Origin of the sequence: Bradyrhizobium sp. BTAi1 (assembly GCF_000015165.1) — a bacterium.
Classification (GTDB): Bacteria; Pseudomonadota; Alphaproteobacteria; order Rhizobiales; family Xanthobacteraceae; genus Bradyrhizobium; species Bradyrhizobium denitrificans.
Window position 1 is genome coordinate 7,882,171 of record NC_009485.1, and the last position, 15,925, is coordinate 7,898,095.

A 15,925-nucleotide genomic window follows, 5' to 3' on the forward strand; every position below is an offset into this window, starting at 1 on the left:
GTTTCAAGGCGTGGATCGGATCGCGGCAAGCGCTTCCTTGCCGAAGCGCTTCTCGAACTCCGGCTCGAGCGGCTTCATCGCTTCGACAAAGGCCCTGCGATCGAATGTCTCGACCACCTGCATGCCTTTTTGGCGCAACAGGTCGAGTTTCTCCGTATTGATCTTCGACGTCCACGTCACCTCAGCCGCGCCTTTGGCAGCTGCGATGAGCGCGCTACGCTCGGACGGGTCGAGCTGCTCGAACATCGCTCGGTTGGCGACGATGGCGACCGGCGAGAAGAAATGACCGGTGAGCGTGAGATGCTTCTGAACCTCGTCGAAGCGACTCGACGCGATGGTCGCGATCGGATTCTCCTGGCCGTCAAGCCGGCCGTCCTTGAGCGCGGCATAGACCAGTGGGAAATCCATCGGCACGACGTCGGCGCCGAGCGCCTTGAACGTCATCTGATAGACGGCATTCGGCAGCACTCGGATTTTCAGGCCCTTCACGTCGTCCGGCGTGATGATCGGCCGCTTTGAGTTAGTGATGTTGCGAAAGCCATGCAGCCCGACCGCGAGCAGCACAAGACCCTTGTCGGCGAACTTGGCGGCCACCCCGGCGCCGACCGGCCCTTCGGCCACGGCCTTGGCATGAGCTGCATCGCGGAACAGGAATGGAATGTCGAACATGCCCATTTCCGGCACCACCGGGCCAAGGACTGGCCCGGAGAGCACGGAGACGTCGACCGCGCCGCTGCGCGTTGCCGCCAGGATCGCCGTCTCGCTGCCGAGCGCGCCGCCGCCGCGCTCATCGACGACGAAAGACTTGCCGGCCGCTCCAATAAGCTTGGCGCGGACCTCGTCCGCAGCCATCTGCTGCGGGCTTTGCGGCTGCGCATTATACGCCACCGAAAGCATGCGTGGTGCCGCCATCGATTGTTGCGGGAGATATGACGCCAGAGCCGCGAGCACGAAAACTGATACTAATCTGAACAAGCCCGCACCCAATTTGCTTCGCCAGCGCACCCCAATGATTGGAATCATAGTTCCGATTGGTAGATGAGATATTAAGCCTCACGATCACGAGGTCGAATGGTACTTGAGTGCTCCAGTCCGAAGCAGGCATGCCAGCGCGGCTGCAGCCGGGCTGTTGCGCTCGCCGCACGCCACGACGAGCTCGCCGCGCCGGACGAATGCCGACCCGGCGTCCGTACATCACATCGGACCCGCGGACTACGCGGCCCGCACGGTGGCCAGGAATCGGTCGACTTCGGTGCGCAGCCGCTTGCTGTCATTGGCGAGCGACCTCGCCGCCGACAACAGCGTCGCAGAAGCATCCCCCGTATCGCTCGCTCCGCGCTTCACATCGGTGATGTTGGTCGAGACCTCCTGCGTACCGTGTGCGGCGTGCTGGATGTTGCGGGAGATCTCCTGAGTCGCAGCGCCCTGCTCCTCTACCGCGGAAGCGATGGCCGACGACACCTCGGACAGGCGCTCGATCGTCGAGCTGATCTGGCTGATCGCACTCACCGATTCCTGTGTGGCCGCCTGGATGCCCGCGATCTGCGTGCCGATCTCACCTGTGGCCTTCGCCGTCTGCTCTGCCAGCGCCTTCACCTCGGACGCCACCACGGCAAAGCCGCGACCGGCCTCGCCCGCTCGCGCGGCCTCGATGGTCGCATTGAGCGCCAGCAGGTTGGTCTGGCCAGCGATCGCGTTGATGAGCTCGACAACGTCGCCGATCCGGTTGGCTGCTTTGGACAGTTCGCCCACGCGATCAGTCGTATTGCGGGCCTGCTCGACAGCTTCTCCAGCCATGCGAGCCGATTCCTGCACCTGTCGGCTGATCTCATTGACGGACGAGGACAGCTCTTCGGTTGCTGACGCGACCGATTGCACATTCGTGGACGCTTCTTCCGAAGCCCCCGCCACGACTTCCGCCAGTTGGCGTCCGCGGTCGGCGGTTCCGGTCAGCGCGGTCGCCGAGGACTCGACATCGTCGGACGTCGCCGACACCGTCCTGACGATCTCGCCGATCGCCGCTTCGAACGTATCGGCGAGCCGGTGCATGTCCGCCTTGCGCTGCTCTGCGATGGCCTGATCCTGCACAAGCTTGGCCTCGACCTCGCGCTGCGCGCGCTCGGCCGCCAGCAGCTTGAAACGTTCGACCGCGCGCGCGACATGGCCGATCTCGTCCTTGCGCCTGACCCCGGGGAGAATGACGTCGAAGTCACCATCGGCAAGCCGGATCATCGCTTTCTCCAGCGAAATGATCGGACGGCTCAGCGAGTAGGCAAAGCCGAGCGCGAGAACAAGCCCGAGCACCAGCGTCATGCCGGTCGCGGTCATCATCATCATGCGCGAGCTGGCGACATGGGACTCGGCTTCGTTGCGATATTCGTAGCCATAGGCAGCGACCAGTTCGACAAGGTCGTCGACTGTCGCCAGGGCTTCGTTGCCGAGCTTGCTGAGCAGAAATGTGGTCGGGATTTCTGTGACGCCCTCGGGGGCAGGCTTGAGCAGCTTGAGTGCAGCATCCGACCAGTCACGCAACTTCTTGGTCGCCTGCTCGCGGGCCGAATCGACGCTGCTCGACTTCACCCGCTCGCGCACGATGTCGAGATCCTCCGACATCGCCTTCACGAGCTTCTCGAATCTGTCGGCCGACGATTTCGAGGTTCCGACGGTCTCCGCCCGGTTGAGGATCAGCAAGGCCGCATTGAGCTCGGCATGGACCGAGCGGGCGTGATTGATCGCCATCAGTGGCCCGTCATAAAGACGGACGACGAGATCGCCGGCCGAGGTGATGCCACGCAGGCCGTAGAGCGCGAGGCCGCAGGCCAATGTGAGCATGATGCTCAGGACCGCGAGGATCCTCAACCGGATCGACATTTGCCAACGCTCCAGAAACTAGTCGACGACCTTGACGGTCATCTTCATGCGCGGATGGATCGCGCAGATGACAGCAACGTCACCGGTCTCCTTGAAGGTGACGTCGGTGGACGCGCCGGGAGGCTGGGAGCCGAGATTGAACTCGTTGCCCTTGCTGGTCGACATGATGTTGTGGGGAATCGTGTCGTCGTTCAGGAAAGTGATGGCACCGCCTTTCGTCACGGTCACACTTTCCTCCGAGAAGGCGCGCCCCTGCTGGTGAATGACCTGGGTGGCGGCCAGCGCGCCGGTGGAGAGGCCCGCGACGACCGCGAGGGCGAGAACGGTTCGTGCTCGATACATGGTGTTTCCCGTCATTAGCGCGGCAGCACCGGGGCGGCCGTCGGGGTGAGATTGCTGGTGAGGGTTTTCAGGAAGGCAACGAGGTCGGACTTCTCCTGCGCCGTAAGGCCGAGCGGGCGCATCAGGTCCGAGCGGCTCGGCCGGTCGACGCCGCCGCTGTCGTAGTGGTCGATCACCTGTTCGAGCGTCGCCAGCGAGCCATCATGCATGAAGGGCGCACGGCGCGTGATCTCGCGCAGGCCGGGCGTCTTGAAGGCGTGCTGCATCTTGATGACGCCGGGAGCAAACTCGCCGCGCCCGACATCCTTGCTCGGCAGACCGATGTCCTGGAAGCCGTCATTGGTGAAGTTCCAGCCTTCGTGGCAGGTCATGCATTGCGCCTTACCGTTGAACAGCGCGAAGCCGCGCTTGGCTTCTTCCGAAATCGCCTTCTCATCGCCATCGATCCAGGCGTCGAACGGCGCACGTTCGGACACGACCGTGCGTTCATAGGTGGCAATCGCCTTGGCCAGCGTCTTCGGTGTCATCCCTTCGCGCGGGAATGCAGCCTCGAACAACGGCTTGTAATCGGGGATGCCGCTGAGCCGCTGCATCAGATGATCCAGCGGCATGTTCATCTCGCCGGCAGCCTGGATCGGTCCCAGCGCCTGATCTTCGAGAGTCGCGAGCCGGCCATCCCACATGAAGATCTCGCCCCAGGCCGCATTCACGATGGTCGGCGAATGACGGCCGAGCTTGTTCATCCCGTTGCCGACGCCGACCGCGAGACCATCACCCCAGCCGAAGCTCGGGCTGTGGCAGCTCGCGCAGGACTGCGCCATCGAGACCGATAGGCGGGTGTCGAAATAGAGTTTCTTGCCGAGCGCGGCCTTTTCCGGCGTGTAAGCGTTGTCCTTCGGAAACGGGATCGTCGCGGGACGACGATACAGCGCCTTCAGCGCATCGGTGCCCGACGGCCCCTTCTGCTGCAGCGTGACCTGCTTGGTCTCGCCGACAAGGGCGGCACCGAGGCCTGCGCTGGAGAATCCGACAATGAGGGCGAGAGCAGTACCGAGCGAAAGCGAACGTGCGGTGAGGCTACGCGGCATCATCGATCTTTCCTGGGAATTCTTCGCCGACTGCGAGCGCTGGCATCATTCGGTTGGACTGCACGAATTAGACCCGCTTCGGATTAAGAAAAGCTGATCCGCCGGAACGCTGACGCTCCGGTAAACTACGGAACCTGGCACTCATCAGTCACGCTTCAGGCCCCGAACTCAGTAGTTGGACGGAAGCGCCGGCTTGGCGACACGGGCACGAAAGACATGACTCCCATCGTGCTTGCATCTTCGATAATCAGAGCGCACGGTTGCGTAAGGGGCGGCGTGCGAGATCAGCGACGCATCGCGCCAGACAGAAGCACCATCGTGCCCGTGGCCGACGGCACCGCGGCCAGCAGCGCAGCTGCGACGTCTGCCGCCTTGATGGGCTTGTAGTTCGGCGGGATCAGGACGCCGAGCAGCCTCGACAGCCTTGCGCCCCAATCCTCGCCGGGCCGGCTCGGCTGGCCGAGCTCGGCGCGCGCGCCGACGAGCAGCGATGGCCGTGCGATGACGAGCCCCGCGAAGGGCAGCGCGGTCAGGTCGTTCTCGAGCTCACCCTTTACGCGGCTGTAGAAGATGCGCGACGTCGCATCGGCGCCCATGGCGCTGACGAGGCCGACACGCCTGGTGCCGCTTGCGAGCGCAGCCTTGGCGATAGCAAGATTCGCGTCGTGGTCGATGGCGCGGAAGGCCGCCTGGCTGCCGGCGGTTTTGATCGTGGTGCCAAGCGCCAGATAGAGCTCGTCAGCGGACGGCAGCGACGGCAACGCGGCGAAATCGACGACATGGGCCGTCAGCTTGGGAGACACGACCGGAGGCGCGCGGCGGCCGAGGACATGCACATGGTCAATGGCGGGATCGGCCAGCAAGCCACGGAGAATCTCCCGGCCGACGAGGCCGGTCGCGCCGGCAATGATCACGGTGCGGTTTGCCATGTCCGATCTCCCTGTCGACCTGGCGATGAAGGTAGGCATCGCGACGACGACAGGGAAGGCAGCGGCCCGTTCTTTTTGGGCAAGGCCGCGGAAGGAAGGTCAATTCCGCGGCCCGTATTGGCTTGGCAAGAGCAAGCGCGGCGCCTATGCGCCCTTGCGCCGCTCCACCGCCTTGGCCATCGCCGCGGCGAATGCGCCGCCGCCCGCCGGCTTCTCCTCGCGCGTGGTCATGCGCGCCGCCGCCGGCGGCCGCGCGCTGGTACGCTTCTCACCCTTCGGCGGCAGCGGATCGGACAGCCGCAAGGTCAGCGAGATGCGGTTGCGCGGGACGTCGACGTCGAGCACCTTGACCTTCACGACCTGCCCCGGCTTCACCACCTCGCGCGGATCGTTGATGCGCTTCTCGGACATCGCCGAGATGTGGATGAGGCCGTCCTGATGCACCCCGATATCGGCGAAGGCGCCGAACGCCGCCACGTTGGTGACCGTCGCTTCCAGGATCATGCCGGGCTTGAGATCGGTGATCTTCTCGACGCCCTCCTGGAAGGTCGCAGTCTTGAACTCGGGACGCGGGTCGCGGCCGGGCTTCTCCAGTTCCTTGATGATGTCGGTGACCGTCGGCACACCGAAGCGCTCGTCGGCGAACTTCGCCGGATTGAGCGTCTTCAGGGTCTTGCTGTCGCCGATCAGCACCTTGATGTCGCTCTTGGTGGTCTCGAGAATCTTCTTCACGACCGGATAGGATTCCGGATGCACGCCGGAGGCATCGAGCGGATTGTCGCCGTCGCGGATGCGGAGGAAGCCGGCGCACTGCTCGAACGCCTTCGGTCCGAGCCGCGGCACGTCCTTGAGCTTGTCACGAGTCGGGAACGGCCCGTTGGCATCGCGATGCGCGACGATGTTCTGCGCCAGGCTCTCGCCGATGCCTGACACGCGCGCGAGCAGCGGCGCCGAGGCCGTATTCAGATCGACGCCGACCGCGTTCACGCAATCCTCGACGGTGGCATCGAGCGCCCGCGCCAGCTCATACTGGTTGAGGTCGTGCTGATATTGGCCAACGCCGATCGAGGCCGGCGGCACCTTGACGAGCTCACCGAGCGGATCCTGCAGGCGGCGCGCGATCGAGACCGCGCCGCGGATCGAGACGTCGAGGTTCGGGAATTCCTTGGCCGCGAATTCTGAGGCGGAGTAGACCGACGCACCCGCTTCCGACACGATCGCCTTGGTCAGCTTGAGATCCGGCTTCAGCTTCATCAGGTCGTTGACCAGTTTCTCGGTCTCGCGCGAGGCGGTGCCGTTGCCGATCGCAACCAGCTCGATGCGATGCTTGATGCAGAGCTGAGCCAAGGTCAGCATGCTCTCGTTCCATTGCCGCTGCGGCTCATGCGGATAGATCGTGGCGTGATCGACGAACTTGCCGGTGCGATCGATCACCGCGACCTTGACGCCGGTGCGGAAGCCGGGATCGAGCCCGAGCGTGGCGCGGCCGCCGGCGGGCGCGGCGAGCAGGAGATCGCGCAGGTTCGCGGCGAACACGCGCACCGCCTCCTTCTCCGCCTCCTGCCACAGGCGCATGCGGATATCGAGCGCCAGCGAGGTCTTGATGCGCGTGCGCCAGGCCCAGCGCACGGAATCGGACAGGAACTGATCGGCGGGGCGGCCCTGCCGCGAGATGCCGAAGGTCACCGCGATGCGGTTCTCATACAGCGACGGATCCTTCGAATCCTCCGGCTCACCATCACCGAAGTCGAGCTGCAGCACATCTTCCTTCTCGCCGCGCAGCATCGCCAGGATGCGGTGCGACGGCAGTTTGGTGAACGGCTCGGAGAAATCGAAATAGTCGGCGAACTTGGCGCCCTCGGTCTTCTTGCCGTGGCGCACCGTCGATTTGACGGCGCCGCGGGTCCACATCTCCTCACGCAGCGAGCCGACGAGATCGGCATGCTCGGCGAAGCGCTCGACCAGGATCGCGCGGGCGCCATCGAGCGCCGCCTTGACGTCCTTGACCGGATTGTCGCCGTCCTTCTTGATGAACGCCTTCGCCTCGTCTTCCGGATTCTTCATCGGATCGCCGATCAGCATGTCGGCGAGCGGCTCGAGCCCGGCCTCCTTGGCGATCTGCGCCTTGGTGCGGCGCTTCTCCTTGAACGGCAGATAGATATCTTCGAGGCGCGCCTTGGTGTCGGCGGTCGCCAGCGCGAGCTCGATCTCGGGCGTCATCTTGCCCTGGGATTTGATGCTCTCGATGATCGCGGTGCGCCGCGCATCCATCTCACGCAGATAACGCAGCCGCTCCTCGAGCGTGCGCAGCTGCGTGTCGTCCAGCATGCCCGTCGCTTCCTTGCGGTAGCGCGCGATGAACGGAACGGTCGCGCCGCCGTCGAGCAGGTCGATCGCGGCCTGGACCTGGGCATCCCTGACGGAGAGCTCAGCAGCGATGATGGAGGCAAAATTCGACACGGTGTTCTTCCGAGATTCGTGACGGGGCTGATTGGATAGGAGTCCGCGCGCGCCGGCGCAAGCGGCTGGCTGACGCTCTGTGGGCAACCGTGGCAAAAAAGACCGGTTGCGAATCATGTAAAACGCTGCAGCGACGGCGCCATGTCGTTGCGTCGGCGCGGCAAATCGCGGATTCTCGCAGATCGAGGGGCGATTCGTGCAGGCCGTTGCGGCGACATATCTCGACGATCTCAATCCGGAGCAGCGCCGTGCCGTCGAGCATGGCGGCGCTTGCGCCGCACCGGGTCCGCCGCTGCTGATCATCGCCGGCGCGGGCTCGGGCAAGACCAACACGCTGGCGCATCGTGTCGCGCATCTGCTCGTCAACGGCGCCGATCCGCGCCGCATCCTGCTGATGACATTCTCGCGCCGCGCCGCCGCCGAGATGAGCCGCCGCGTCGAGCGCATCGCCCGCAAGGTGCTCGGCGGCCAGGCCGAGGCGATCACCGCGGGACTGACCTGGGCCGGCACGTTTCACGGGCTCGGCGCGCGGATGCTGCGCGACTACGCCGAGCGCATCGGCATCGATGCGGTCTTCACCATCCATGATCGCGAAGATTCCGCCGACCTGATGAATTTGGTGCGGCATGAGCGCGGCCTGTCCAATACGCAGCGGCGCTTCCCGACCAAAGGCACCTGCCTTGCGATCTACTCGCGCTGCGTCAATGCCGACATGACGCTGGACGAGGCGCTGGTGCGGCATTTTCCGTGGTGCACGGAATGGGCGGCCGAGCTGAAGGGGCTGTTCGCGGCCTATGTCGAAGCCAAGCAGGCGAACGCTGTACTCGACTATGACGATCTGCTGCTCTACTGGGCGCAGATGATGGCCGACGAAACCATCGCGCGCGAGATCGGCGAGCGCTTCGACCACGTGCTGGTCGACGAGTACCAGGACACCAACCGACTGCAGTCGCAGATTCTGCTCGGCTTGAAGCCTGACGGCGTGGGGCTCACGGTCGTCGGCGACGACGCGCAGTCGATCTACGCGTTCCGCGCCGCCACCGTGCGCAACATCCTGGAATTTCCCGATCAGTTCAGCCCGCGCGCCGACATTGTCACGCTCGACCGCAACTATCGCTCGACCCAGCCGATCCTCTCCGCCGCCAATGCCGTGATCGGACTGGCGCGCGAGCGCTTCACCAAGAATTTGTGGACCGACCGCACCGCGTCGCGCAAGCCGCAACTGGTGAGCGTGCGCGACGAGGCCGACCAGGCGCGCTACATCGTGGAACAGGTGCTGGCCAAGCGCGAAGAAGGCATCGTGCTGAAGCAGCAGGCGGTGCTGTTCCGGACGTCGTCGCATAGCGGGCCGCTGGAGGTCGAGCTGACCCGCCGCAACATCCCGTTCGTGAAGTTCGGCGGGCTGAAGTTCCTCGATGCGGCGCATGTCAAGGATATGCTGGCCTGCCTGCGCTTCATCGAGAACCCGCGCGACCGCATCGCCGGTTTCCGGGTGCTGCATCTGATCCCCGGCATCGGCCCCGCCTCGGCACAGCGGCTGCTCGACGCCGCCGGCGACAACGTCGATCCGATCGGTGCGCTGTGCGCGCAGCCGGCGCCGGCGCGCGCCGGCGAGGATTGGACGGCGTTCATACGCACCCTGGAGCAGTTGCGGATCTCGGACTGGCCGGCCGATATCGAGCGCGTCAGGCACTGGTATCAGCCGCATCTCGAGCGCGTTCATGAGGACGCCGAGATGCGCAGCGCCGACCTGCTGCAGCTGGAGCAGATCGCGAGCGGCTATCCCTCGCGCGAGCGCTTCCTCACCGAGCTGACGCTCGACCCGCCCGACGCGACCTCTGACCAGGCCGGCGTGCCGCTGCTCGACGAGGACTATCTGATCCTGTCCACCATCCATTCCGCGAAAGGCATGGAGTGGAATTCGGTGCACGTCCTCAACGTCGTCGACGGCTGCATGCCGTCCGATCTCGGCGCCGGCTCCAGCGCCGAATTGGAGGAGGAGCGCCGGCTGCTCTATGTCGCGATGACCCGCGCCAAGGACGACCTGCATCTGCTGGTGCCGCAGCGCTTCTTCGTTCACGGCCAGCCGGTGCGCGGCGATCGTCATGTCTACGCCTCACGCACGCGGTTCATTCCGGAGGCCCTGGTGACGCTGTTCGACCGCATCAGCTGGCCGCGCGCGCAGCCGGGCGCGACATATGCCAGCCAAGGCCCGCGCATCGACCTCGGCGCGCGCATGCGCGAGCGCTGGCGGTGAGCAGACGCCGCACCAGCGGTGCTGATAATGGCGGCCTCTCCCCTTGCGGGAGAGGGCATCGCCGATATCAGCGTCATACTCGCTCGGGTGAGGAGGGTCTCTCCACGGCATCACCGTCTCCGCGGAGCCCCCCCTCAACGTCTGCGCGGCGATTGGACCCGAACTCATCTTGTATGGGACTTCAATCCTCCCATTGCGCGCGAAACCACGCCCAGGTCTGCCGCGTCACGGCGATGTAGCCCTGCCCGCGATATTTGATCTCGTCGTCGACGATCGCATGCAGCCTCGGCAGGGCGTGGAACGGCACGGCCGGATAGGCGTGGTGCTCGACATGATAGGGCATGTTCCAGGTCAGCCAGTGCACGGCGCGCGTGGTCAAGGTGGTGCGGGTATTGTGGAAGGCTCTCCTGGTGTGATCACAGCCGGTGTGCTCGGCGTAGAGATAGGGCCGCAGGATCAGTTGTCCCAGCAGCAGCGGCAGCACCCAGACCCACAGCAGTAGCGTGCTGTGCAACACGAGCGAGCCGATCAGCAGCAGCGCGTAGCCGGCGACGTAAGCGCGCGCCTCGCGCACGATGGCGGCCCGACGGCCGGCGGGCACCCAGGGCACCGTCACCTCGCCGGTCACGGCATGCTTCAGCACCAGCCTGAGCCGGCCGGCGACCTGAACCAGGCCGGAATAGGCGATCGCGAGTTGCGTCTCCGAGCGCGGCTTGGGGCCGACGATCAGCTCGGGATCGCGCTGGGGATCCTGGGTGTGGCGATGATGCTCCCAGTGGAACAGGCAGTAATAGTCGTAGGGTAGTCCGATCAAGAAGCCGGACAGGTTGCCGATCACGACATTCAGCCTGCGGCTGTCGAACGCCGTCTTATGCGCCGTTTCATGCACGGCCATGAACAGGAACGCGACCAGCACGCCCTGCACCGGCAACAAGGGCAGCGCCCACAGCACGCCATGGGTCGATGCGATCCACGCGATCAGGATGCCGACCACGATGATTGCGCCGTAATGACCGAGCGTGCGCAGCGCACCTTGCAGGTCGGAGCGCCTGCAGAGCTCCTGCAGCACCGGCGGGGTCAAGAGCTTCAGGCGGGGCGCGAACGCGTCGGTGGGCACATCGGTCATGTCGGACTCAGCTGTCAGCTCTGCAGAAGGGTCAAGATATTGGCCTTGATGAAGTCGCGATCGGCGGGGATGCGGATCGGATTGCCGGCGCGATGGCCGTGGATCGAGGGGATCGGCCGCAGCACGGCGGAGCTAGCGTTGACCAGCTTCGGCAGCTCGCGCTCATTGTCGCGCCAGTCGAAATAGCGATCGGTCTGCCCCGGCATCAGCAGCATATGCGCGGTGATCGCCGACAGCGCCCGATCGAGATCGCCGCCGAAGGCGGAGCAATGGCTGATATCGCCGTTCTGCCAGATCGCGATCTGCGCCAGCAGGTTGTTGGCGTCGCGATGCGCGAAGGCGGTGTCCCAGGTCGCAGCAAGATAGTCCTCCTGCGCGGCGAAGCCCTGCTCGCGCCAGACCTCGTCGCGATAGAACTCATAGGACATCGCCCAGCCCGCATAGATGCGGCCCATCGCGCGCAGGCCAGCCACGGGCTTGGCGACGAACCGGCCATTCTTGTAGGCGGGATCGGCGATCAGCGCCGCCTTCACCGCATCGAGGAACACATGATTGTAAGGCGAGCAGCGCGCGCTGCCGCACACGACCGCGGCGCGCTCGACCATGTCCGGATGACAGGCGGCCCAATGATAGGCCTGCATGCCGCCCATCGACCAGCCATAGACCAGCGCGATCCTGGTGATGCCGAACTGCTCCTCCACCAGCCGGCGCTGGATCGCGACGGCATCGTGATAGCTGATCGCAGGGAACGGCGCGTCTGCAGGCGGCGTGTTGGAAGGCGATGAGGACAGGCCGTTGCCGAACAGGTTCGGGATGATGATGAAGTATCTGTCGGAGTCGAGAATGTCAGCGGGTCCGACCAGCCACTCGGTGTCGACATGCTGGGCGCTGAACGACGTCGGATAGAGGATGACGTTATCCTTGGCCGCGTTCAGCGTGCCATAGGTCTTGTAGGCAAGCCGCAGCGACGGAACCGTCGCGCCCGATTGCAGCACGACGTCGCCGGCTTCGAAGATTTGATAGTCCGCAACTGATGTCATGCGCGCCGTTCCATGGAGAAGCTGCAGCAAGCCTAGGTGATGCGCAGCCGGTTCACACGCCCATTTTTTGGCATGGCATGACCGCATGGTCGGCACGGCGGCCATGGCCGGGACGAATCGCTTCGCGTCGCCATGCGCTCGCGTTCCCGCGGTCGGTTGCGCCCGGGTGTTGCAGGATGGAACACCCTCGACAATGTGTCCCGGGCATCCACGTCCATCGGCATCGCCGGGCGACGTGGATGGCCGGGACAAGCCCGGCCATGACGGAGGAATGCGTGCGCGATCACGCGGGCTGTGCGAGACAAGCTGTCGCCGCGACGGCGAAACCCTGTGTTTCGCCACAGCCGGCTTGCAATCCGGTTCCACCCCTTCCAGCTGACAGCGGGACGCCGTATGACGGCACGACGGGATGGAACGAGACATGACCACAGCACTTGAATTCGGCCTGGACACTTTTGGCGACGTCACGCGGGGCGCTGATGGCGCGCTGGCCACGCATGCCCAGGTGATCCGTGACGTGGTCGAGGAGGCGGTGCTGGCCGACGAGCTCGGGCTCGATTTCATCGGGCTCGGCGAGCACCACCGCGGCGACTTCGCGATCTCGGCGCCTGAGGTGGCGCTGGCGGCGATCGCGGCGCGCACCACGAAGATCAAGCTCGGCTCGGCGGTGACGGTGCTCAGCTCCGACGATCCGATCCGCGTGTTTCAACGCTTCGCCACGCTCGACGCGGTGTCGAACGGCCGCGCCGAGGTCATCCTCGGCCGCGGCTCCTTCACCGAATCCTTTCCGCTGTTCGGCTTCGACCTGAAGGACTACGAAGCGCTGTTCGAGGAGAAGCTCGATTTGTTCGTCAGCCTGCTGCCGCAGCAGCCGCTCACCTGGCAGGGCAATCTGCGGCCGCCGCTGCGCGAACAGCTGGTCTATCCGCCCGTCGAGCATGGCCGGCTGAAGGCCTGGATCGGCGTCGGCGGCAGCCCGGAGTCCGTCGTGCGCGCCGCGCATTACGAGCTGCCGCTGATGCTCGCGATCATCGGCGGTGACCCGAAGCGGTTCGCGCCCTATGTCGAGCTGTATCACCGCGCGATCAAGCAGTTCGGCCGCGACTTGAAGCCGATCGGCGTGCATTCGCCGGGCTATGTCGCCGACACCGACGAACAGGCGCGCGCGGAGCTGTGGCCTGACTACAAGACCATGCGCGACCGCATCGGCCGCGAGCGCGGCTGGCCGCCGATGGGCCGTGACGAATTCGTTCAGGAGGCCGATCACGGCTCGCTGTATGTGGGGTCGCCAGAGACGGTGGCGCAGAAGATCGCTGCGACGATCAAGGCCCTCGGCCTGTCGCGCTTCCAGCTGAAATACTCCGCCGGCCCGCTGCCGCATGCCAAGCTGATGCGCAGCATCGAGCTGTATGGCCGGGAGGTGGTGCCGCGGGTGCGGGAGTTGGTGGCGGCGGGGTAGGGCCGGCCGCGGCCCCGCGTTGCTGTCGACAGCAAGCCAGCACGAACATTCAACGTGTTCGTTATCGAGAAGGGAAAGCCGATCACGCAGCCCGTGCAGAGGTGAGAAGACCACGGCACAGCGTGACCACGTCCGCCGGATCGAACGCAGGGGACTGGACTGCAAGCAGAGCGGCTTCGCGAGGGCGCCGTCCCAGCAAGGTCTTCGATCTCATCAACTCGGCATCGATTCAGGCAGCAACAACCCGCGCTCCCCCGCGGCCACCCGCGCCAGCTCGGCCGCCGTCCGCGCCAGCACGCCGTCCCAGGCCATCGGCCGCTCCTGCCGGAACAGCCGCATGGTTGGATACCAGGGGGTGTCGGCGCGGTCGCGCAGCCAGCGCCAGTCAAGCGCATAGGGCAGCAGCATCCACACCGGGCGGCCCAGCGCACCGGCGAGATGCGCGACCGACGTATCGACGGAAATGACGAGGTCGAGCGCCGAGACGGCCGCAGCCGTCTCGGCGAAATCCTTCAGCAGTGGCGCGAAGTCGATGATGTCGCTGCCGAGATCGAGCAGCGTGGGCGCATCGTCGGGCCGCGGCTCCTTCTGCAGAGAGTAGAGCTGCACGCCGGGCATCAGCAGCCGCGGCAGCACGTCGCGCGCAGCGAGCGAACGCTGGCGGTCGCCCTTGTGCCGGGGATTGCCGGCCCAGACCACGCCGACCTTCAACTGCGGCGCGCGGCCGAGCACGTTGCGCCACGCCGCCATCTTGATCGGATCGGCGGTCAGATAGGGCACATCGGCCGGGATCGTCTCCAGCGTGGTGCCGAAGATGCGCGGCAGGTCCATCAGCGGCAGCTGCAGATCGCATGGCGGCAGCGTCTCGCCGCGCGCCAGCACGGTGACGCCCTCCAGGCAGCGCAGCAGCGGCGCAATCGCCGGCTGCACCTGCAACACGACCGAACCGCCCATTCGCTTGACGCGATCGATGTAGCGGACGAACTGCAGCGCATCGCCAATGCCGTATTCGGCAAACAGCAGCAGCGTCCGTCCCTCAAGCGGCTCGCCCTGCCATTCCGGCACATCGAAGCGCGGCATGCCCGCGGCGAGGTCCGGACAGTCGCGGCCCCAGCGATGCTCGGCAAAGCCGTTCGGCAGGTCGCCGCACATCAGCAGGAAATGCGCGTGGTTGTAGCGGGCGAGCGCATTGTCGGGCGCCAGCGCGACGGCGCGATGCGAGGCGGCCAGCGCGGCGTCGATGTCGCCGGCATTGCGCAGCGCCACCGCGAGATTAGCATGGCCCTTGGCATAGGCCGGGTCGGCGGCAATGGCGCGACGATGCGCCGACACGGCCGCGTCGATCTCGCCGCGCTTCTCATGGATGATCCCGAGATTGGTGTGCGCCGGAGCGTGGTCGGGCTGCAGCGCCAGCGCGTGCTCGCAAGCCGCGGCGGCGGCCTCGAGCTGGCCGGCGCCGCACAGGCAGGCGGCGAGATTGGAAAGCACGACGACATCGGTCGGGTCGAGCGCGACCGCGCGGCGATAGGCATCGATCGCCTCGGTCGCGCGTCCAGCCTCGTGCAGCGCATGGCCAAGCAGCCGCGCGGCGTTGGCGTCGTCGGGGGCGAGCTCGGCGGCCAAGCGATAATGACGCGCGGCATCGGCGAAGGCCCGCTGCTTGTAGAGCACGTCGCCGAGACTGACATGAAGGCCGGCATCAGCCGGCTGCGCGGCCAGCGCCTGCCGATAGGCAGGTACGGCCGCATCGTAGCGGCCCTGGTCGGCCAGCACATGCGCGAGCGCCCGCCAGCCATCGGGATGGGCCGGATCGTGGTCGAGCAGCGCACGATAGGCGGCTTCGGCCTCGGCGAGCCGTCCCTGACGGGTCAAAGCGAGCGCAAGATTCCAGCGCGCATGCGACAGCGCGGGATCGAGCGCCAGCGCGCGGCGATAGGCGGCCTCGGCCTCAGCGAAGCGCGACAGCGCGAGCAGCGCGGTGCCGAGCTTGCTGTGGATGCTGGCATCCCGCGGCCGCAGCGCGGCGGCGCGCGCAAACGCATCGGCCGCGCCGTGGCGCTCACCCTTGACCGCGAGCGCATCGCCGAGCGTCACATAGGCCGGCGCGTGGCCGGGATCATGCGCAAACAAACGGCCCAGCAGCGCCGCGCCCTCGGACATGCGGCCGTCGGCGAAAGCAAGGATCGCCGAGAGATGCAACGCCGGCAGATGATCCGACTGACGATCGAGAATGTCGCGACAGAGCGCCTGCGCGGGCTCAGACCGCCCTGCATTGTAGTGATCAGCCGCCTCGATCAGCAACCGGTTGACAACCGCTCCCCCCATGACGACCCCGCCTCCCGCATTCTGATGA

At 65.9% G+C, this 15,925-nt stretch carries 11 protein-coding genes; 2 read left to right on the forward strand and 9 right to left on the reverse strand.

The window, feature by feature from the left end; translation table 11 throughout:
* Positions 1–3 precede the first annotated feature (3 nt).
* From BBTA_RS35115 to BBTA_RS35140, 6 genes are all read right to left on the reverse strand, one after another.
* Entirely contained in the window at positions 4–897 is an 894-nt protein-coding gene (locus BBTA_RS35115) for a TRAP transporter substrate-binding protein (protein WP_012047250.1), read from the reverse strand.
* A gap of 315 nt (positions 898–1,212) precedes the next feature.
* Complete coding sequence (locus tag BBTA_RS35120; RefSeq protein ID WP_012047251.1) at positions 1,213–2,871, reverse strand: methyl-accepting chemotaxis protein; 1,659 nt, start codon at positions 2,869–2,871, stop codon at positions 1,213–1,215.
* 18 nt (positions 2,872–2,889) lie between these two features.
* Complete coding sequence (locus tag BBTA_RS35125) at positions 2,890–3,213, reverse strand: plastocyanin/azurin family copper-binding protein (protein ID WP_012047252.1); 324 nt, start codon at positions 3,211–3,213, stop codon at positions 2,890–2,892.
* Positions 3,214–3,227: 14 nt separating this feature from the next.
* On the reverse strand, positions 3,228–4,304 hold the full coding sequence (locus BBTA_RS35130) for a cytochrome-c peroxidase (protein WP_012047253.1): 1,077 nt from the start codon (positions 4,302–4,304) through the stop codon (positions 3,228–3,230).
* 281 nt (positions 4,305–4,585) lie between these two features.
* The gene (locus tag BBTA_RS35135) at positions 4,586–5,230 is read right to left on the reverse strand and encodes an NAD(P)H-binding protein (protein WP_012047254.1); all 645 of its coding nucleotides are present in this window, start codon (positions 5,228–5,230) and stop codon (positions 4,586–4,588) included.
* A 144-nt stretch (positions 5,231–5,374) separates the two neighbouring features.
* Positions 5,375–7,690: a Tex family protein gene (locus BBTA_RS35140; protein WP_012047255.1), complete on the reverse strand. Its 2,316-nt coding sequence runs from the start codon at positions 7,688–7,690 to the stop codon at positions 5,375–5,377.
* Positions 7,691–7,886: 196 nt separating this feature from the next.
* On the opposite strand from BBTA_RS35140, the gene BBTA_RS35145 reads away from it, so the two are divergent.
* The gene (locus tag BBTA_RS35145) at positions 7,887–9,947 is read left to right on the forward strand and encodes an ATP-dependent helicase (protein WP_012047256.1); all 2,061 of its coding nucleotides are present in this window, start codon (positions 7,887–7,889) and stop codon (positions 9,945–9,947) included.
* Between the two features lie 181 nt (positions 9,948–10,128).
* On the opposite strand, the gene BBTA_RS35150 is transcribed toward BBTA_RS35145, so the two are convergent.
* Together BBTA_RS35150 and BBTA_RS35155 are read right to left on the reverse strand one after the other, a co-directional pair.
* On the reverse strand, positions 10,129–11,073 hold the full coding sequence (locus BBTA_RS35150) for a fatty acid desaturase family protein (protein ID WP_201767747.1): 945 nt from the start codon (positions 11,071–11,073) through the stop codon (positions 10,129–10,131).
* A gap of 14 nt (positions 11,074–11,087) precedes the next feature.
* On the reverse strand, positions 11,088–12,113 hold the full coding sequence (locus BBTA_RS35155; RefSeq protein WP_012047258.1) for an alpha/beta fold hydrolase: 1,026 nt from the start codon (positions 12,111–12,113) through the stop codon (positions 11,088–11,090).
* A gap of 421 nt (positions 12,114–12,534) precedes the next feature.
* Between BBTA_RS35155 and BBTA_RS35160 the strand changes: the two genes are divergently transcribed.
* Positions 12,535–13,572 carry an LLM class flavin-dependent oxidoreductase gene (locus BBTA_RS35160; protein WP_012047259.1) on the forward strand — a complete coding sequence of 346 codons (1,038 nt, stop codon included), beginning with the start codon at positions 12,535–12,537 and terminating at the stop codon, positions 13,570–13,572.
* A gap of 213 nt (positions 13,573–13,785) precedes the next feature.
* Here the strand turns inward: BBTA_RS35160 and BBTA_RS35165 are convergent, their stop codons facing one another.
* A complete protein-coding gene (locus BBTA_RS35165; RefSeq protein WP_012047260.1) occupies positions 13,786–15,897 on the reverse strand; it encodes a tetratricopeptide repeat protein in 2,112 nt (703 codons plus the stop codon).
* Positions 15,898–15,925: the final 28 nt, after the last annotated feature.

Coding starts and splice junctions, on each gene's coding strand:
- BBTA_RS35160 (WP_012047259.1), top strand. CDS start 12,535: ATGACCACAGCACTTGAATTCGGCCTGGACACTTTTGGCGACGTCACG.
- BBTA_RS35115 (WP_012047250.1), bottom strand. CDS start 897: ATGCTTTCGGTGGCGTATAATGCGCAGCCGCAAAGCCCGCAGCAGATG.
- BBTA_RS35165 (WP_012047260.1), bottom strand. CDS start 15,897: ATGGGGGGAGCGGTTGTCAACCGGTTGCTGATCGAGGCGGCTGATCAC.
- BBTA_RS35135 (WP_012047254.1), bottom strand. CDS start 5,230: ATGGCAAACCGCACCGTGATCATTGCCGGCGCGACCGGCCTCGTCGGC.
- BBTA_RS35150 (WP_201767747.1), bottom strand. CDS start 11,073: ATGACCGATGTGCCCACCGACGCGTTCGCGCCCCGCCTGAAGCTCTTG.
- BBTA_RS35120 (WP_012047251.1), bottom strand. CDS start 2,871: ATGTCGATCCGGTTGAGGATCCTCGCGGTCCTGAGCATCATGCTCACA.
- BBTA_RS35125 (WP_012047252.1), bottom strand. CDS start 3,213: ATGTATCGAGCACGAACCGTTCTCGCCCTCGCGGTCGTCGCGGGCCTC.
- BBTA_RS35155 (WP_012047258.1), bottom strand. CDS start 12,113: ATGACATCAGTTGCGGACTATCAAATCTTCGAAGCCGGCGACGTCGTG.
- BBTA_RS35130 (WP_012047253.1), bottom strand. CDS start 4,304: ATGATGCCGCGTAGCCTCACCGCACGTTCGCTTTCGCTCGGTACTGCT.